Origin of the sequence: Mycobacterium liflandii (assembly GCF_022354805.1) — a bacterium.
Lineage (GTDB): Bacteria > Actinomycetota > Actinomycetes > Mycobacteriales > Mycobacteriaceae > Mycobacterium > Mycobacterium marinum.
In genome coordinates, this window is record NZ_CP023138.1 from 4292789 (window position 1) to 4312346 (window position 19558).

At 64.9% G+C, this 19558-nt stretch carries 10 protein-coding genes and 3 pseudogenes; 7 read left to right on the forward strand and 6 right to left on the reverse strand.

The window, feature by feature from the left end; translation table 11 throughout:
* Positions 1–57: 57 nt before the first annotated feature.
* Positions 58–6705 (reverse strand): annotated as a pseudogene (locus tag CKW46_RS19110) (amino acid adenylation domain-containing protein); the annotation flags it as partial.
* A gap of 21 nt (positions 6706–6726) precedes the next feature.
* A pseudogene (locus CKW46_RS19115) lies at positions 6727–7929 on the reverse strand (ISAs1-like element IS2404/ISMul1 family transposase).
* A gap of 439 nt (positions 7930–8368) precedes the next feature.
* Here CKW46_RS19115 and CKW46_RS19120 point away from each other — a divergent pair.
* Positions 8369–8566: pseudogene (locus CKW46_RS19120) on the forward strand (NAD-dependent epimerase/dehydratase family protein); the annotation flags it as partial.
* Between the two features lie 137 nt (positions 8567–8703).
* Here CKW46_RS19120 and CKW46_RS19125 read toward each other — a convergent pair.
* Positions 8704–9222 carry a carboxymuconolactone decarboxylase family protein gene (locus CKW46_RS19125; RefSeq protein ID WP_117436604.1) on the reverse strand — a complete coding sequence of 173 codons (519 nt, stop codon included), beginning with the start codon at positions 9220–9222 and terminating at the stop codon, positions 8704–8706.
* 187 nt (positions 9223–9409) lie between these two features.
* Here CKW46_RS19125 and CKW46_RS19130 point away from each other — a divergent pair, with 187 nt between their 5' ends.
* The 6 genes from CKW46_RS19130 to CKW46_RS19155 all read left to right on the forward strand — a co-directional run bounded on the left by CKW46_RS19130 (position 9410) and on the right by CKW46_RS19155 (position 14817).
* Positions 9410–10027 (forward strand): RNA polymerase sigma factor, encoded by a 618-nt coding sequence (locus tag CKW46_RS19130; protein WP_252872475.1) that lies wholly within the window; start codon positions 9410–9412, stop codon positions 10025–10027.
* Positions 10017–10301 carry a zf-HC2 domain-containing protein gene (locus CKW46_RS19135; protein WP_015356190.1) on the forward strand — a complete coding sequence of 95 codons (285 nt, stop codon included), beginning with the start codon at positions 10017–10019 and terminating at the stop codon, positions 10299–10301. The genes CKW46_RS19130 and CKW46_RS19135 overlap by 11 nt, the downstream gene beginning before the upstream one ends.
* A gap of 525 nt (positions 10302–10826) precedes the next feature.
* Positions 10827–11579: a flavodoxin family protein gene (locus tag CKW46_RS19140; RefSeq protein WP_499018089.1), complete on the forward strand. Its 753-nt coding sequence runs from the start codon at positions 10827–10829 to the stop codon at positions 11577–11579.
* Positions 11580–11611: 32 nt separating this feature from the next.
* The gene (locus tag CKW46_RS19145) at positions 11612–12361 is read left to right on the forward strand and encodes a hypothetical protein (protein ID WP_499018091.1); all 750 of its coding nucleotides are present in this window, start codon (positions 11612–11614) and stop codon (positions 12359–12361) included.
* 120 nt (positions 12362–12481) lie between these two features.
* Complete coding sequence (locus CKW46_RS19150; protein ID WP_499018092.1) at positions 12482–13141, forward strand: RraA family protein; 660 nt, start codon at positions 12482–12484, stop codon at positions 13139–13141.
* Positions 13141–14817, forward strand: a complete 1677-nt coding sequence (locus CKW46_RS19155) for an acetolactate synthase large subunit family protein (protein ID WP_499018096.1) — start codon at positions 13141–13143, stop codon at positions 14815–14817. Before CKW46_RS19150 ends, CKW46_RS19155 begins: the two co-directional genes overlap by 1 nt.
* Before the next feature lie 24 nt (positions 14818–14841).
* On the opposite strand, the gene CKW46_RS19160 is transcribed toward CKW46_RS19155, so the two are convergent.
* The 3 genes from CKW46_RS19160 to CKW46_RS19170 all read right to left on the reverse strand — a co-directional run bounded on the left by CKW46_RS19160 (position 14842) and on the right by CKW46_RS19170 (position 19443).
* Positions 14842–15234: a DUF1622 domain-containing protein gene (locus CKW46_RS19160; RefSeq protein ID WP_482052268.1), complete on the reverse strand. Its 393-nt coding sequence runs from the start codon at positions 15232–15234 to the stop codon at positions 14842–14844.
* 112 nt (positions 15235–15346) lie between these two features.
* Entirely contained in the window at positions 15347–17422 is a 2076-nt protein-coding gene (locus CKW46_RS19165) for an ABC transporter ATP-binding protein (protein ID WP_482053447.1), read from the reverse strand.
* A 179-nt stretch (positions 17423–17601) separates the two neighbouring features.
* A complete protein-coding gene (locus CKW46_RS19170; protein ID WP_482052269.1) occupies positions 17602–19443 on the reverse strand; it encodes an ABC transporter ATP-binding protein in 1842 nt (613 codons plus the stop codon).
* Between the last annotated feature and the right edge of the window lie 115 nt (positions 19444–19558).

Consider the following 19558-nt stretch of genomic DNA (forward strand, 5'->3'; position numbering starts at 1 on the left):
GCAAGCTTGCCGGGGCAGACCGGCTCCGCAGAACTCTTCTTGGGTGATTTGTGTGTGTCAGTGGAGGAAGTTTTTGAGGTGGTTGGTGTAGGTGGGGGTGTGGTTGGGGTGGAGGAGTTGGTGGTGTGTGCAGTTGGTTGAGTGGGTTGTGGTGGGGCCGGTGAGGTGTGGTTGCCAGGCGTGGAGGAGGTATGCGGCTTTGGTGTGGGTGCTTTCGTAGGTGGGGTGGTTGGGGGGTGGGGTGTGTTCGGCGGCGATGAGCAGGGTGGGGCCGGTGTAGGTGTGGGGTTGGTGGTGTTGGTAGAGGGTGATGTTGTGGTTGGTGGTGAGGTGGTGTAGCTGGTCGTCGGGGATGGTGGTGTGGTGGTGGCCGAGCAGTGTTTGCAGGGTTTGGCGGTTGTTGCGGGGGGTGATTGTTGGGTCGGTGTTGGTGTCGAGGGTGGGTAGTGAGTCGAGCAGGATGAGTCGGGTGTCGGTGTGGCCGCGGTGGTGTAGTTCGATGGCGATTTGGTGGGCGAGGACGCCGCCGAAGGACCAGCCGAGGAGGTGGTAGGGGCCGGTGGGGTGGGTGTTTTGGATGCGGGTGGCGTAGTTGCGGGCCATGGCTTGGAGGGTGTGGGGTGGGGTTTCGTCGGCGTTGAGGGTTTGGTTGATGCCGATGAGGGGGTTGGTGAGGTGGGTGGCGAGGGTTTGGTAGGGCCAGCTGATGCCGCTGGTGGCGTGGATGCAGAACAGGGGTGTGCCGGTGCCGGTGTGCAGGGTTTGGATGGGGGGATGGTGGCGGGTTGGGCTTGGGTGTCGATTCGGTGGGCGAGGGTGGTGATGGTGGGGGTGTCGAAGATGTCGGCGACGCGCAGGTCGGTGTGCAGGGTGGTGTTGGTGGCGGCGATTAGGCGCATCGCCGACAGGGAGTCTCCACCCAGATCAAAGAAAGAGTCGGCGGCGCTGACCCGGTCCTCCACACCCAGGATTTGGGCGTAGAGGCTGGCCAGGGTTTCTTCCACCGGGCCTTGCGGCGCGACATAAGCCTGCGCGCTAGTGGTGTAGTCGGGGGCGGGCAAAGCGCGGCGGTCGAGTTTGCCGTTGACCGTCAACGGTAGTTCGTCGATCAGCATGAAGGCGGTCGGAACCATGTACGGCGGCAGCACCTGGCTCAGCGAGGCGCGGATGTCGGTGGTGTCGAGCCCGGTCCCGCTGGTGGTGGTGTAGTAGGCGACCAGGCGGGGTTGGCCGGGGGTGTCGTCGCGGGCGATGACCACCGCCTGCTCGACCCCGTCGAGGGCGGCTAGGGCGGCGGTGACTTCTCCGCATTCGATGCGGTAGCCGCGGATTTTGACTTGTTCGTCGGCGCGGCCCAGGTATTGCAGTTGCCCGTCGGGGCCTCAACAGACGAGGTCGTCGGTGCGATACATCCGCGACCCGGCTGCCCCGAAGGGGCAGGCGACAAACCGGGTCGCGCTCAACGCGCCGCGGCGCCAGTAGCCGACGCCGACCCCGGTACCGGCGACATACAGCTCACCCACGGTCCCGGGTGGGACCGGGCGCAGCCAGCCATCGAGGACGAATACCCCGGCCCCGGGTACGGGTGCGCCGATGGGCACCACGGTCTCGCCGGCGTGCAGGGGGTCGCTGGTGGTGGCGTAGATGGTGGTTTCGGTGGGGCCGTAGGCGTTGATCAGGGTTCGTCCCGGCGCCCACTGATCGACCAGCTTTGCTGGGCAGGCCTCGGCTGCGACGATCACCGTCTCTATATCCAAAGTCGTCGGCGTCAACATCGCCAATGCTGAGGGGGTTTGGCTGAGGACGGTGACCTGCTCGGTGACGAGGAGCTGGTGCAGGTCTTCGGGCGAGATGATGACGTGTTCGGGCACGACCACGACCCGCCCTCCGGTGAGCAGGGCGCCGAAGATTTCCCAGACGGAGTAGTCGAAGGCGTAGGAGTGACATTGTGACCAGACCTGGTTGGTGGTGGGTCCTAGTTGTGGGGTCAGGGTGGTGGTCAGGGTGGTGGCGTTGTGGTGGGTGATGGCCACGCCTTTGGGGGTTCCGGTGGTGCCGGAGGTGTAGATCAGGTACGCCAGGTCGTGGGGGTTGGGTGGGGGTAGTGGGGTGGTGGGGTAGTCATCGAGGTTGGTGAGGGTGTCGAGGGTGATCACCGGAACACCACTGCCGGTGCCGGTGCTGGTGGGGAGGTGGGTGGTCAGTTCGGTGGTGGTCAGTACTGCGGTGGGGGTGGTGTCGGTGAGCATGAACGCGATACGCGTTGGGGGTGGTGGGGGTCGATGGGTAGGTAGGCGGCCCCGGTTTTGAGGACGGCCAGGATGGCGTGGTCGCTGCGCGGTAGCAGCAGCGCAACGACCGCACCCGCTCGAGCCCCGTGGGTGGTGGTGAGGTGGTGGGCGAGTTGGGTGCTGGCCGTATCGAGGTCGTGGTAGGTCCAGGTGTGGTCTTCGAAGGTGAGGGCCGGGGCGTGGGGGTGGGTGGCGACGATGTTGGTGAAGGCAGCGGGAATCGAGATCGCCGTGGTGGTGGGAGCGGTGAGGGTGGGGTGGTTGCCCCAGGTGTGTAGTTGGGTGTGTTCGGTGTCGGTGAGTAGGTCGAGGTGGTGCAGGGGTTGGTCGGGGTGGGTGGTGAAGGTGGTGAGGGTGTGGTGCAGGCGGGTGGCCAGGGTTTCGATGGTGGTGGGGTTATAGACGTCGGTGCGGTATTCGATGGTGCCGGTCAGGGCCGGTGCTGTGTCGGGGCTGGTGGGGTGTTCGCCCACGGAGATGACCAGGTCCATGCGGGCGGTGTGGGTGGCGACCGGATACGGGCTGATCCGGGCCTGACCCAGGCGCATTTCGGCACCGTCGTTGGTGTGTTGGGTCCAGGGGTGGTTTTGGAAGGCGAGCATGACCTGGATGAGGGGGTGGTGGGTGCGGGAGCGGGTGGGTTGGAGGTGTTCGACGAGGAGTTCGAAGGGCACGTGTTGGTGTTCGAACGCGGTCAGGCTGTCCTCGCGGATGTGGGCCAGTAGGTCGGTGGGGGTGTCTGCGGGGTGGGTGTGGGTGCGTAGCACCAGGGTGTTGACGAAGAACCCGATCAGTTCATCGAGGTGGGGGTGGGTGCGTGCGGCGATCGGGACGCCGATGGCGATGTCGTTGGTGTCGGCGAGGGTGGCTAGGACCACGGTCAGGGCGGCGTGGATGACCATGAAGACCGAGACGTGGTGGGTGTGGGCCAGGGTGTGGATTGCGGTGGTTAGTTCGGGGGGCCAGCTGAATTAGTGGCTGGCGCCGCGGTAGTCGGCGATCGGGGGGTAGCGGTGGTCGGTGGGCAGGGGCAGGTGTTCGGGGAGTCCGGCCAGGGTGTGCTGCCAGTAGGCCAGGTCGGTGGCCAGCAGGCTGGCCGGGTCGTGGGGGTCGCCGAGGAGTTGGTGGTGCCACAGGGTGTAGTCGGCGTAGTGCACCGGCAACGGCACCCACACCGGCGGGTGCCCGGCGGTGCGGGCGGTGTAGGCGGTGTCGAGGTCGCGGGCCAGCGGGCCCAGCGACCAGCCGTCGGCGGCGATGTGGTGGATCAGCAGTACCAGCACGTGCTGGTGGTCGGCGGTGTGCAAGATGGTGGCGCGGATCGGGATCTCGGCGGCTAGATCGAAGTGGTAGTTGGTGGCTTCGTCGATGGCGGTGTGCAGGTATTGGGGTGTCCACCCGCGGGCATCCACGACCTGCCAGAAGACTTCGGCTTGGTTGGGGGTGAGGATGTCTTGGTAGCCGATCCCCTCGCTCGTGGTGCTGAAGCGGGTGCGCAGGGTTTCGTGGCGGGTGATCAGATCGTCGAGTGCGGCTCGGAGTGCCTCGGTGTCCAGCGGGCCGTCCAGGTGCAGGACGACCGGGATGTTGTAGACCGCCGAGGGGCCTTGAAGCTGTTCAAGAAACCACAGCCGGGACTGGGCAAACGACAACGGCACCCGTGGCGGGCGCTCACCGGCGATCAATGGCAGCTGAGCGACCGGGTCGGCCCCGACACGGTGGGCTAGCCCGGTGATGGTGGGGGCTTCGAACACATCAGCAACGCGCAGACCGGCGTGCAGGGTGGTGTTGGCGGCGGCGACCAAACGCATGGCTGAGACGGAGTCTCCACCCAGGTCAAAGAAGGAGTCGGCGGCGCTGACCCGGTCACTACCGCCGAGGATCTGGGTGTAGAGGCTGGCCAGGGTTTCTTCCACCGGGCCTTGCGGCGCCACATAAGCCTGCGCGCTAGTGGTGTAGTCGGGGGCGGGCAGGGCGCGGCGGTCGAGTTTGGCGTTGACCGTCAACGGTAGTTCGTCGATCACCACGAAGGCGGCCGGAACCATATACGCCGGCAGGACCTCACTTAACCGGTCCCGCAGCCACGCCGTATCGATCCCACCGCCACCGATGGTGGTGTAGTAGGCCACCAGCTGGGGTTGGCCGGTGTCGGTGTGGGCGATCACCACCGCCTGCTCCACCCCATCGAGTGCGGTCAGGGCGGCCGTGACTTCTCCGCATTCGATGCGGTAGCCACGGATTTTGACTTGGTCATCAGCGCGGCCCAGATATTGCAGTTGCCCATCAGGGCCCCAACAGACGAGGTCGCCGGTGCGATACATCCGCGACCCGGCTGCCCCGAACGGGCAGGCGACAAACCGGGCCGCACTCAACCCGCCGCGGCGCCAATAGCCGACACCCACACCGGCACCGGCACCGGCACCGGCACCGGCGACATACAACTCACCCACCACCCCGGGTGGCACCGGACGCAGCCACCTGTCGAGGACGAACACCCCGGCCCCGGGCACGGGTGCGCCGATGGGCACCACCGTCTCGCCGGCGTGCAGGGGGACGCTGGCCGTCGCATAGATAGTGGTTTCGGTGGGGCCGTAGGCGTTGAGCAGGGCGCGTCCCGGCGCCCACTGATCGACGAGCTGTGCTGGGCAGGCCTCGGCTGCGACGATCACCGTCTCAATATCCAAAGTCGTCGGCGCCAACATCGCCAATGCTGAGGGGGTTTGGCTGAGGACGGTGACCTGCTCGTTGATGAGGAGGTGGTGGAGGTCGTGGGGGAGGTGACGACGTGTTCGGGCACGACTACCAGACGGCCGCCGCCCAGTAAGGCGCCGAAGATTTCCCAGACGGAGTAGTCGAAGGCGTAGGAGTGGCATTGTGACCAGACCTGGTTGGTGGTGGGTCCCAGTTGTGGGGTCAGGGTGGTGGTCAGGGTGGTGGCGTTGTGGTGGGTGATGGCCACGCCTTTGGGGGTTCCGGTGGTGCCGGAGGTGTAGATCAGATACGCCAGGTCGTGGGGGCTGGGTGGGGGTAGTGGGGTGGTGGGGTAGTCATCGAGGTTGGTGAGGGTGTCGAGAGTGATCACCGGAACACCACTGCTGGTGGGGAGGTGGGTGGTCAGTTCGGTGGTGGTGATGATCGCGGTGGGGGTGGTGTCGGTGAGCATGAACGCGATACGCGTTGGGGGGTGGTGGGGGTCGATGGGCAGGTAGGCGGCCCCGGTTTTCAGGACAGCCAGGATGGCGTGGTCGCTACGCGGTAGCAACAGCGCAACGACCGCACCCGCGCGAGCCCCGTGGGTGGTGGTGAGGTGGTGGGCGAGTTGGGTGCTGGCGGTATCGAGTTGCTGGTAGGTCCAGGTGTGGTCCTCGAAGGTGAGGGCCGGGGCGTGAGGGCAAGCGGCGACTTGGGTGGTGAAGGCGGCGGGAATCGACACCGCCGCCGTGGTCGCCGGCGGGTTGGTGACGGTGGGGTGGTTGCCCCAGGTGCGCAGTTGGGTGTGTTCGGTGTCGGTGAGCAGATCGATGCCGGACACCAGCTGATCAGTATCGGTGGTCATCGCCACCAAGACCTGTTCCAAACGTCGCACGAATATGTGGGTAGTTGCAAAGTCTGATTCTGAGTCGGCGGCACCCTCGATGCTCACCAGTAGCTCGTGGCCGTTGTTTTGGAAGTAGACGCTAAAGCCGCTGGCCCCACCAAAGGCGACACACACCGCTGATGCGGGGGCTTGCCCGAACGGGTGTGAGGCGGTGCTTGGGATGAAGTTGACTGCCACTCTGGAGGCGGTGTGTCCCGGTGCAGGCGAATGCTGGTGTCTCGTGAGGGTTTCCACCGGGAACCGCTGATGTCCTACCGCGGCCTGGATCTGGGAATGCGTGTGTCTGCAGAACTGGGCCACACTTTCTGCGGGCGTGCCGGCCAACGTCAGCGGGACGGTACCCACCATCAATCCGGTGAAGGTCAACGACTCGGGCTGAACTCGTCGGCTCACCGGGAAATCGAGCACAATGTTGGAGCCGTGACCGCAGCACTTCCCAACCAGCAGCGCGCACGCGGCAGTCAATATCGCCGATCGGCGCACCCCTAAGGTTCGGCATGATTGTTGGACTGCGGCAACGACTGCGGGATTTAACCGCACTGGCATGGAGACGCCACCGCTGACGGTGCTGGGGTTGTTGGTGTTGATGAAGCGGTAATCGACGTCGGTGTCTGTGGGCAGATGCTCGGCCCAGTAATTGTGATCGCGGTGATAGGACGGCGAGTTCTCGTAGGCGGCCTCGTGGGCGATGAGGTCCTGCAGTGAACCGACAAAATTCGGGGGAACCGGCTCCTCGGCGACCAGGGCGGAGTAGATCATCCCAAGCCGGTTGCAGTGGACCATCGCCCCGAATCCATCGCAGACGAGGTGGTGGAAGCAGGGCTCCGGCGTTGTTGATTAGCAGGCTTGTGAGCTGGGGAATTGTGGATTGAGGAGGTCTAGGCGGCGGTTGGCGGTCAAAGCGGTGATCCGGCAGGCTTCGGCGATGTTGTCGGCGCCGTTGAGGCGGTGCAGATTGATCGCGGTGTTGCGTAGCGTTGCTAGGACCTGTGCGCCGTTTCCGGTATGTGCCCTTTGACGGTCTTCGTCGAAGGTGACGTCGCGTATCCAGTGCAGGCTGTTCTCGATTCCCCAGTGTTGACGCATCCAGGTCATGATCGCGGTAGGGCGGGCGTGCTCGAACGGCAGGCTGCAGATGGCATAGACCACCTCCACGCTGCGCTGGTCGGTGGCGGTGATCAAGCGTTCACGAGTGATCCGGATGATTTGTTTTGCGTAGGGGAAGCCGATTCCTCGTGCAGCGGTGATGATTTGCAGGGTGCGGGTCTCGACACGGCCGTGGCCGCGGGAGTCGTCGGTAGCGGCTGCGGGCACCTCGGCCCAGGGCAGCGCGGTGATACGCGCAAGTATTTTGGCTTGGTTGGACTTGACGATCATCAGGTAGTGCGACTTCAAGGTGGCGCAGATCAACTTCGCGGTGACGACCTGGGTATGCATCGCATCCACGGTGACCAGCCACCGCAAGCTACCCGGCAGCAGCGTGAGCAGGGCACGTACGCAGGGAATTTCATTGCTTTTCTCGGCGACAGCGAGTTGACCGAGCACCAATCGGGCACGGTGGGCGAACACCGACACGAGATGCGTGGCTGTCGCTTTGGCGCGTAAAGCACCACGCAGCATCTTGCCGTCCAACGCGATCGGCACCAATCCACTGGGGTCGCTGCTGGCCACGTGTGCAGTGAAGTAACTGCCCATCCTGGCGTTGAGGTCGGCGGGGTCTAGCCGAGACAAAACAGCGCGGAAGGTCTTCTCACTGGGCCGCCGGAACCGGACCCCTAATTAGGCCAACACATCATCGGGAGCGGTGGCCGCCCATGTGGCAAAACCAGCATAGCCGCGCATCCCCGCGGCAGTGGCCAGAACCGCGATCGCCAACAAAGCCATCAGCGAATACCTCCGACCGCGTGGGTCCCTCGGGTCTGGCACCGAGGCCAACACACCGAGAAACTCCGATCCGATGAGCTCACTGCGCTCACCAGGACTCCAGCGGTCGAACACCTCTGGAACCGACGACACAGGCAATACTGAAACGGTAGGCACGGGCAACTCCAGACCAACGACGAACAGTAACCAACTCGATCGTTCTCCAGATAGCCCGTGCCTACACTCCGGCCCCAATAGCGCGGCACCAAAGATCATCAACCCAGCTCACAAGCCTGCTAATCAACAACGCCGTAGCCCTGGCCCGCCGATGGGATCAAAGCGTATCCGTTTCTGCCGGTGTCCGGCCCCGGGCCAGCGACGATGTCAGCCCGACTCATCGGCCACCCGTAGCGGATGCTGACCACCGAGATTGCTGGCCTCAAAACCGAAATCACCGAACACATCACGATGCTCGCTCCCGTCGCTGCGCGTGACCTGACTGGCGACACTGCCCGAGGCGGAGATCGTCGACGAGACAACTCCTCATCGGCTTCGGTCCAAGGACAGCACCGCCTGCCAAAGGGAGCTTTCGAGGCCAACCTGGGGCTCCGAGAGCGTGGGCAAAGCCGTTGCCGCCATTACGGGTTCGTCCGGCTTGATCGGCTCGGCGTTGGCAGCGGCACTACGCGTGGCCGATCACCGCGTGCTTCGGATCGTCCACCGAGCACCAGCCAATTCCGAAGAGCTGCAATGGAGCCCCGAGAGCGGCGAGTTCGATCGTGACGCACTCGCCGATGTCGACGTCGTCATCAGTTCCACCACAACATAATTGGTGAAACGTTGAGCCACGCCACAGCCCACCGCGACCAGATCTAGCACAACTCCGAACACCGCGAGCACGCTCGGCGGAACCCACCAACAGGGCGGGCTACCGCCAAGCCGCCCAATCAACTACGCCAACACCCGCGGAAAATCGATCTCGGTGCCCGCAACGTTGTTGACGTAGTTGGTCAACACGTTAAGCGCCACATGACCGAGGACCTCGGCGATCTCGGCGTCGCTGACTCCAGCATGACGCACCGCGGCAAGCTCGGACTCATCGATCCGGCCGCGCTGCTCATTGACCGCCACGGCGAACGCGAGAATGGCCGCCACCTTTGGGTCGTCCGCGTCGCCCTTGCGTGCTGCCGCCGCCTGCTCGGCGCTCAGACCCGCCAGTCTCTGTCCGGTGTAGGTATGCGCCGACAAGCAGTACGAGCAGGTATTGGACTGGGCGATGGCAATTGCCAGGTGCTCACGGGTGGACCTGGGCAAAGTGCCGCCATCGAGGCTTCCGGCAAGCCCGAGATAGCCATGCAGAAGTGCGGGGCTATTGGCCATCGCGCGAGTCAGATTGGGGACCGAACCCAACGCTTGCTTCACCGCCGCAAGCGCTGTCGCCTGTTCGGGTGTTGCGTCGGCCTCAGTCACGAGGGGCAGAGTGCTCACTATTCCTCCATGGGTGTCGATTTGTTTCCGGCCCGCCGCCGCAAGCACGACGGGTACTGTTTCGACACCGACAACCCCTGCGGCGTTACACCGCAGGCGCAAGGTTCTGTCGGCGGAGTGAGGATTCGACACCAGTGACGGTACCCAAACGAACCATCGTCGATGATCGATGGGCAACCGAAAGCGATCTGATCGCTGCTTTGCAGGCCGGCGACGGGCGAGCGTTTCGCGCCTGGTCGAAACACTTCACGCACCGCTGGTCAGGCTGGCCAGCATCTATGTATCGCGGGCGACAGCCGAGGACGCGGTCCAGAACGCGTGGGTCTCGGCGGTGCGCTCCATCGGCAAGTTCGAAGGTCGGGCCAGCATTCGAACCTGGATGTTCCGGGTCGTGCTCAACCAGGTGCACACGCTGGCCCGTAAGGAAGCCAATACGGTGCCCTTCGCGAACGCCGGACCCGAGGTCGACCCACGTCCATCCGTCGATCCCGAGCGGCTGATCGATCCCGAACTAGGACCCAACCATTGGCGTGATGTGCCGGTCCGATGGGACCTACTGCCCGAGCAGAGACTGTTGTCGGCAGAGGTTCGCTCCGTGGTAGTCGAAGCGCTGCAGAAGCTGCCCGGCGCTCAACGCGAGGTGGTAGCGATGCGCGATCTCGAGGGGTGGTCGAGCGAGGAAACCTGTGAGGCATTGGGCATTTCAGCGGTCAATCAGCGGGTCCTGCTGCACCGTGGCCGCACCGCCCTGCGCGCAATACTGGAGGAGTATTTCCATGACCACTGATGGCGACTTCATCTCCAACGAACTACGTATTACCTGCTCGGACGCGGTGGCTCTGGTGACCGACTATCTCGAGGATGCGCTCGACGAGTCTGACCTGGACCGGTTCGAACAGCACACCAGAGGGTGCCAGGCGTGCCGCGTCTATGTGGACCAGATCCGGCGCACTATCCGAATCGCCGCAACCACGCGAGATGAGTCGGTAGAGGTGCGGCCGGCCAACTTCGACGCGTTGCTGGCCGAGTTCGACCGCCTCGGTCGGGATTCAACGTTGTAGCGTGGCCCCCGCTGTGCGGTGACCGGGTTCGCGGATCTCGCCGACTGCCACGGTCACCCCGCGATTGTGGTCCCGGCCGTCAACTGACGGTGAAACGTCGTTCAATCCAGCCGCCTCGGTGCGGGGATCCAGCCTGGGCGGGATTTGTCCGGACCACCGAGGGGCGGACCGTTCGCCATCTCCAAAGTGCGCTGGCATCGGTGAGCGGTTCGCCGGCCGGGCGATCACGCCGCAGCGCCGAGCATCCACTGATGGATGTGCTCCAGAACGGAGTTCTAATCACGCTATGGTCCAACGGCTTTGACTGCTGCGACCGGCAGCGCCGCGGCGCGCGGCCGACCCAGATGGAGTTGGTCCGCACCCGCCCGCCGGGGGCCTCACTTCCCGGTGGACCACGGGGCATCATCGTTGCTGTGCGCCAAAAATTTAATTGGTTGACGACGGCCCTGCAAGGCCCCAAATCGTGTAATCTTCGCTCTCGGTACGCATCCCTGTGGCCAGCTAAATGAACAAACGGAGACGCGCGTGGCATCCTCGATTTTCCACGAGATGAAAAAGGAAGGGCCGCTCTACGCGCTCTTTCTAAACTGCACCCTGAAAAAGGGCCCGGAAGTATCGAATACCGAAGCATTGTGCAATCTGCTTATCGACCGGCTCAAGGCCCACGAGCCCGACATCGAGACCGAGATAGTCCGAGTCGTCGACTACGACGTCAAGCCGGGAGTCGGCAATGACGAGGGGGACGGCGACGAGTGGCCGCTGATCCTGGAAAAGGTCAAGCGTGCCAACATCATCGTGCCCGCCATGCCGATCTGGATGGGTGTGCGATCGTCGGTCATGCAGCGAGTGATCGAGCGCCTCGACGGCACCACGAAGACGGTGATGTGCGAAAAAACCGGGCAGTTCCCGCTCTACGGGTCGGTGACCGGCATCGTGGTGACGGGCAATGAGGACGGCAGCCACGATTGTGTGGCCAACACTTTCGGTAACCTGCTGCACTTCGGGGCGACGGTGCCACCCAACACCGATCTGTATTGGGTCGGTGACGCAGGTCCGGGCGCGAGCTATATCGAGGCCGGCGGCGAGCTGTCGCCCTATGTGCGCCGCAATGCCGAGCTGACCGCCACCAATTTGCTTTTCGCGGCAAAGCTGTTGCGGGAGAACCCATATTCCGTCAACATCGCGCAGCTGAACGCACAGATGATGGAACGCAACAAGGTCAAGATGGCTGCGATGAAGCTTGCGATCGACTACATGCGTGCGAACATGCCGGACTGATCTTCTATCCCTGGGAGATAAGGGAATTTGCCATGCAGCCGTCCGGAGATCCGGTTCCAAGCGTCGGCCAGGCCGAGGCGACGGGTGAAATTGCCGAGCTCTACGCGGACATCCGCGAGACGCTTGGAATGTCATTCGTCAATCTGATCTGGCGCAACATCGCGTCCATTCCGGGTGGGTTGCGCTGTACCTGGGAAACGATGAAACCGCTCTACACCAACGGCGCGGTGTACGGGCAGGCGGACGCCTTGCGCGAGGCGCAGGATCTGCCGACAGTCCCCCGGTTCAGCCGGGCCGCCCTGCGGTCGGTGGGCATCAACGCTGAGGGTGAGTCGGCGATCCGTGCCGCGCTGATCGGCTACGACCGCGGCAATCCGCTCAACATCGTTTCCTTTTCGGCCATCATGGCGCGATTGGACGGACAAGGCCAACCGGCCGCTCCCCCGGCCCAGCAACCGCCGCGGCACGGCGCCGGCACGCCCGCCCCGACGAGGTTGAATTTCGATCAGATGCCCTCACACGTGGCCGAGATGGTGCGCACGGTCAACTTGATCGGCGCCCGCGGCAAGGCCAAAGACGTGCAGGTCAGCCTGCCGCGAAACCTGGCGCACTGGCCAGGCTTCTTGGTGCTCTACTACGCCGCGTTGCGCCCGCTGCACGATGACGGGTCACTGCTGACGGCGATCGACGCGGTGCTCGCCGACGGCCGACGCCGGGGGTCACGGTCAGTGGTGCACTCGGGCCGACCGAGCCGCCTGACCCCGAAATCGCGGCAGCAGTGAAGGATTCGCTGGAAAACCTGGTCCCCAACGCGATGGGGCGGATGATTCCGGTGGTGAGCCTATTGCTGAACATGATGCCCACCGAATAGCCGCTTTCGAATAGAAGGGTAGGACGAAGTCATGCAGCTGACCGAACTGGTGGATGGCCTCGGGGTCGCCGACGTCGTCGACGCCATGATGATGACCTATGCGCATCGCGCCCACATCATCGAACTTGACAGCCCAGACCCGGACCGAGTGCTCGTCGGCTCCGCGGTCACCATTTCCTTTCTGCCGGTACGCAAGGACCTGATGGACCCGGAGAAGCACAGCCTCGGTCCGGCGATCTACCGTGCCGTCGCCAAACATGACCCTGCCGGCGCCGTGCTGGTGATGGCATCCAACGGCTACCACCAGACTTCACTCGGCGGCGGCACCAAGCTCAGTCGGGTCGAAAACCTCGGCATGGCAGGCATTCTCGCTGACGGCATGCTGCGTGATTTCGAGGAGCTGAGCACCTACAACTTCGCGACCTACTGTCACGGGGAAACGGCGCGCGGGGGCGGTAACGAGATCCAGCCCTACCTGGCCGACGTTCCGGTAGCGATCGGCGGCGTCACCGTGGTTCCCGGCGATGTGATCTTCGCCAAGGGTTCGACGGCCGTGGTGATCCCCGGCGATCAGGCCGAGGCAATCCTGACCAAGGCACACAACATCATGAAGAAGATGGACCAGGTCAAGGAAAGCCTGAAATCCGAAGATCCCGAGACGGTGCTGCGTCAGGGCAGCGGTGAACTCTGATGGCGCCGTCGAACACCAGCGAACAGATCGTCGCGGCGCTTGCGGCCGAGGGCGTGGAGTACGTGTTCGGGATCCCGGGCGATGAGAACCTGCATTTCATGGAGGCGCTGCGCAACGACGGGCGGATCAAGTTCATCCTGTTCCCCCACGAGCAGGCGGCGGGCTTTGCGGCCGCCGCCTATGGGCGCCTCACCGGCAAGCTGGCTGTCGCGATGTCAACACTTGGCGCGGGCGCGATGAACCTGACCACCCCGGTGGCCCACGCCTATCTGACGGCCATGCCCATGCTCGTCATCACCGGCCAAAAGGCGGTGCGCGACAACCGCATGGGGCAGTATCAAATTGTCGACGTCGTCGATGTGATGCGGCCCATCACCAAGTTCGCCGCCAAGATCCCGTCCGGACCAATGGCCGGATCGTTGCTGCGCCAGGCGATGATGTCGGCGCTGGGTGAGCGTCAGGGGCCCGCGCACCTGGAACTTCCCGACGACGTGGCCAGAGAAACCGAACTCGGGCCACTGGTCCCATGCTGGCACGGCGACATTCCGGTAGCCACGCAGGACAGCATTGAGACCGCGGCCCGGTTGATCCGTGACGCCCGCCGGCCGCTGATCATGGTCGGCGGCGGCACCCGCGCCAATCGGCCCGCGGTGGCGGCGGCGGTGCGCGCGCTCATCGAGAAGACCCAGATCCCCTTCGTGGCAACCATGATGGGCAAGGGCGTCGCCAACGAGGACGATCCACGCTATCTCGGTTGTTCGATCATGCCGGGTGACTATCCCAACTGCGCCATCACGACGGCGGATGTCATTCTCAACGTTGGTCACGACGTCCTGGAGAAGCCGACCTTCTTCATGCAACCCGACGACGGGCGCACGGTCATCCACCTCAATCCGTTCGCCGCCCAGGGCGACAACAGCTACTTCCCGCAGGCGCAGGTCGTCGGCGACATGGCAGACGCGCTGCACCGGCTGACCGAGCAACTCTGCCCCAATCCGGCGTGGGACCACGCTGGCTTCCACCGACTCGCAAAGGCGATGCAGGACAGCATCAAACGCGCCTCGACCGACACGTCTTTCCCGGCCAAACAGGGGTACCTGATCGCCACGCTGCGTGACTTCATGGCCGACGATGACATTCTGTCGCTCGACAACGGCATCCACATGATGTGGGCGACCCGCAACTTCAACGCGCGCCAGCCCAACACGATGCTGATCGACCATGCGCTGGGGTCCATGGGCATCAGCCTGCCCGCCGCGATCGCCGCCAAGCTGGTTCATCCCGATCGCAAGGTGGTGGTGGTGACCGGTGACGGCGGATTCGCCATGAACAGTCAAGACCTGGAAACGGCGGTTCGCCTCGGGCTGGATCTGATCATCGTCGTGTTCAACGACAATGGTCTGGGCATGATCGCCCTCAAGCAGATGTCCGATGGCTTCGGCAGGTACGGGGTGGACTTCACCAATCCGGATTTTGTCGGCTTCGCCCACAGTTACGGGGCGACGGGTCACCGGTTGGATGATCCAGCCCGGTTCCGCGAGGTGCTCGATCAGGCCGCCGCGGCCGGCGGTGTCCACATCATCGATGCGCCGGTGGACCCACAGCAGAACATGGCGCTGATGATGGAGATGCGTTCGGTGGACTGCGAAAAGCTGCTGGCCGGCAGCCAACGATAGCGGGCAGCCACGCCGGCGTGCTGGCTAGCTGTCGGCAGCCGCGTCGAGTTGGCCCCCAGCGGCGGTGGTCTCCGGTGACACCATCGGCTGCCGCCAGGGCCATCGACCCGTCATCTCGACGGTGAGCGAGATGCTCAGAAAGGTCCTGATCGCCACGACACCGGCTAGCGCGGCAACGCTTTCCCCGTTGGGAGTCACCAGGATCGTGTTGATGATGTCGCCGGCCACCAGCAGCTCCAGGCCGATCAGGATGGATCGCCCGAGATTTTGCCGGAACTCCCGATAGGCGCGGTCCGGCCTGCGCGGCAGGTGGGCGACGAAGAGCCCCGATGAGACCACCGCGCCCAGCATGATCACCGCGACGCCCATGCCGTCGATGGCCATGCCTATCCGACTGACAGTTTCGATGAAGCTCATTACACGCAGGGTATCGCTGTAGCCCGGTGTTGTGACAGCACATCAACTACCCACGCGGTCCGCCGAATTCCTGCCGCGCCGAATCACGTTCGGCACCTGACGGAATCGCCGATCAGAACATGTGACGTCTTGGTGCGCGACGCAATCCGGGGCCCAGGGCGGTCCGGGGTATGTTCACCGGCCGGTGATGCGCCTCGCTCACCCGGGACCGGGGGTGCCGACGCCCACCGTCGCAACACGGTGCACCGCCATCGTCGGCCCGTCCCGGCCGAGGCGCCACGCACATGCCGGCGGCCTGCATCATCTGAAAGTAGCTGCCGCGCCGGGCCACCAGCTGTCGGTGAGTCCCCTGTTCGACGACCCGCCCTGCCTCCATGACGAGGATCGCGTCGGCGTCGCGGATCGTCGACAGACGGTGGGCGATAACGAAACAGGTTCGGCCACGCCGAAGTTCGGTCATCGCTTGCTGAATCAGGGCCTCGGTGCCCGGGTCGACCGAACTGGTGGCCTCGTCGAGGATGAGAAATTGCGGACCCGCCAGAAATGCCCGAGCGATGGTGATCAGCTGCTTTTCGCCGGCGCTGAGGTTGCCGCCGTCCTCGCTCACCCAGGTGTCGTAGCCGTCACGCATGCCACAGACGAACTCGTCCAGATGTGCCGCCTTGGCCGCCGCGATGATCTCCTCGCGGCTGGCTTCGGGACGTCCGTAGTCGATGTTTTCGGCGATGGCGCCGGCCAGCAGCCAGGTGTCCTGCAGGACCATGCCGATCCGAGAGCGCAGCGAATCGCGGTCGACGGTGCCGATGTCCACTCCATCGATCAGGATCCGTCCGGAGTCCACCTCGTAGAACCGCATCAACAGATTCACCAGCGTGCTCTTGCCCGCCCCGGTGGGCCCAACGATCGCGACCGTCTTGCCCGCCTCGGCCACCAGGGACAGATCCTCGAGCACCGGCCTGCCCGGCTGGTAGCCAAAGTTGACCTGGTCGAATTCGACCCGGCCACCCCCAGCACCGACTGCGGGCAACTCAAGGCCCGGGTCGTCTTGCTGTTCAGGCGCATCGAGCAGCTCGAAAACCCTTTCCGCGGAAGCAAACCCGGCCTGCAACACGTCGTACCTGGTCGCGACGTCGGTCACCGGCTGGTTGAACTGGCGCACGTACTGGATGAACGCCTCGATGGTGCCGAGGCTGAGGCTGCCCGACGTCACCTGCAGTGCGCCCACCACCGCCACCACCAGGTAGCCCAGATTGCCGACGAACGTGGTGGCCGGAGAGATCAGCCCCGAGATGAACTGCGCACCCGAGCTGGTGCGGTAGACATCGTCGTTGATCTGCGCAAATTGTTCGCGCACGGGTGTCTGATGGCCGAAAGCCTGGACCACGGCAAGCCCGCTGTAGATCTCTTCGACCGCCGCGTTGAGCCGACCGATATCGGCGGCCCGGGCCACCCGTAGTTGCTTGGAGCGCTGCAGGAGGAAGCGACTCGCCAGCACCGATATCGGCACGGTGACCATCGTGAGCACCGCCAGGAGCGGGGAAATGGTCACCATCATCACCAGTACCGCCAGCACGGTCAGCACCGTGGTGGGCAGCGCGCTCGCGGTCTGCTTCAGAGCCATCTGAACGGTATCGATGTCGTTGGTGACCCGGCTGAGCAGCTCGCCGTGCCGGTGCGCGTCGACATAGGACAGTGGGAGCCGGTGTAGCTTCTCCTCGAGCTCGGTGCGCAGGCGCTCCATCATTTTCTGGATTGCGATCTTCAGCAGCTGGGCTTGGACCGAGACCAGCAATGCGGAAACGCAGAACAGGGCCGCGGCCACCAGCAGGGTGTGGGCGATGGCGGTGAAGTCGATACCCACGCCCGGCACCACGTCCATCGTGGACAACAGGTGCGCGACGGTGCCGTCGCCCCGCGCGTATGCCGCCGACACCGCCTGCTCCTTGGTCGTGCCGGCGGGCAGCTGACGACCCATCATCCCGGCGAACAGCAGATCGGTGGCGTGCCCGAGCAGCCGTGGCGCAATCACATCGATCGCGGCGCCCGCGATGGCCAGCACGACGACGGCGGCCATCAGGCCCCGACTGGCCAGCAGCCGTTTGCACAGAAGTGCGGCGGTCCCGGCGCGCCGTGCCGGTACGGCGGCACACCCCCGCCGGAACCGGGGCCAATGTTGGTGGCCGATCACTGTCACGTCCCTCCCCAGCTCGATGACCGAATTCGCTTATCGCCGCCACCAGCGTCGAACGTGTCCCTTGTCGGCTTCTGCATGCATTCTTGAGACGCCGGGTTTCGCGTGGCAGATCCCCTTGGACCGGCTCGACACCGGTTCAGGCCGGTTCAAGACGGTTCAGGGACGTGTCCGGGTTATGCCGGGGCCTGGGCCGCGACGAACTCGGCGTAGCGCGGGCAATCGGCCAGCAGCGACTCGTGGGCGTCCATTGGGGCGCGTGAGCCGGTGGCCGAGCCGCCGTGCAGGAAAATCACCTGGTCCGCTTCGGCCGCCGCGTCAACTCGCTGCGACACCGTGATGACCGCCGCGTCGGGGCAACTGGCGCGCAGTGCGGCCCACACATCGCGCTGAGTGCGCACATCCAGCGCCGAGAAGGCATCGTCGAGCAGATACACCGAGGGCCGGCGGATGACGGCGCGGGCGATGGCCAGTCGCTGTCGCTGGCCACCGGAGAGATTGACACCGCCCTGCGCAACCGGCATCTGCAGGCCGTCGGGGTGGGCGGCCACGAATCCGTCGGCGGCCGCGATGCGTAACGCCTCCCACATCTCGGCGTTCGTGGCGTCGGGCTTGCCGTAGCGCAGATTGTCGGCAACCGACCCGGCGAACAAGTATCCGCCCTGAGGGACCACCGCGATCGAGCGCAGCTGTTCGGGATCGCAGTCGCGCACGTCGACTCCGTTCACCCGTACCGATCCACCGGTAACGTCATAGAGCCCGGTGAGCAGTGAGATCATCGTCGACTTGCCCGAACCGGTGGCGCCGACAATCGCCGTCACACTGCCCGGCGCGGCGGTGAACGACACGTCACGCAGCACGGCCCGGTCCGCGTCGGGATAGCCGAAACTCACGTTGTGCAATCCGATGACGGCATCATTGCGGGCGGGCGCGCCCCCACCATGGTCGGCTCGGGCCGGTGTCGAGGCCAGGCCGGCGTCGGTCGATAGCACCTCATTGATCCGCTCAAAACTGGCGGCCGCCGCCGGCATGTTGGCCAGTATTTTCGACAGCATCGACGCCGCGGCCAAGATCTGCATCGCATACAGCATGAAAGCGAGTAGCTGCCCCACCCGCATCTGGCCGGCGTCGATGGCCGTCGCGCCGAACCAGACCAGCGCAACGCTGGACAAGCTGATCACCAGGGTGGCAACCGGCGCCAGCAGGGCCTGCCACCGATCGGCGGCCAGCGCGGTCCGCGAGTAGCTGGCGCTGACTTGGCCGAACCGGCCCCGTTCGAACCCGTCGCGAGCGCAGGCGCGGACCACCCGGGTGCCCGAAAGCTGTTCGCGTACAACCTGGTTCATTCGATCGAAGAGTTTCTGCAGGCCGCGCTCGTGGGCGATCAGGTGCGACATGATCCATGAGGTGAGCGCCGCCAACACCGGAACCGCCACCAACAGCACCCAGGACAGGGCGGCGTCTTCGTGCGCCGCCATCACGACCCCGCCGATGCCGGTTATCACGGTTGCGATCAGCGTCGTGATGTACTGCTGCAGCGTCGACTCGATCGTTTGTACGTCGGTGGTGGTGCGCGTCAGCAGCGAGGAGGCTCCGAACCTGGACACCTCGAGCATCGACCAACCGGTCACCCGGTCAAACAGCTCCCGGCGCAGGGCACGCCCGAACCCCATGCTGACCAGCGAGCCGAGGTAGACCGCGGCCACCGAGCAGAGCAGCTGAATTCCGCCGGCGGCCAGCATCACCGCCCCCAGCCTGATGATTGTGGCGGTGTCCCCCTGGGCGATGCCGCGGTCGATGATCCTGGCGTCGACGGCCGGCAAGTACAACGCCGCCAGGGTGCCGACCAGCTGCACCGCGGTGACCGCCGCCAAAAGGCGGGGATTACCAGCGACGCACCGCCGCACCAGCCTCAGCGCGGTGGTCGCGGTAGGACTGCGCCGCGCGGCGTGGCTGACCAGGCGCCGCAGCGCCGTATCGCTGGCTGGCACGCCCGGTCCGGGTTGGGCAGCGATCACTGCGGCGTCCTTCCGATGCATCCAGTGGTGCGGTCAACCACAGCGTCAGCGGCGCGCCCTGGCGGATTCTGAAAGGATTCTCAAGACGGTCGACAGCCAGGGCCGGGACCTGGCA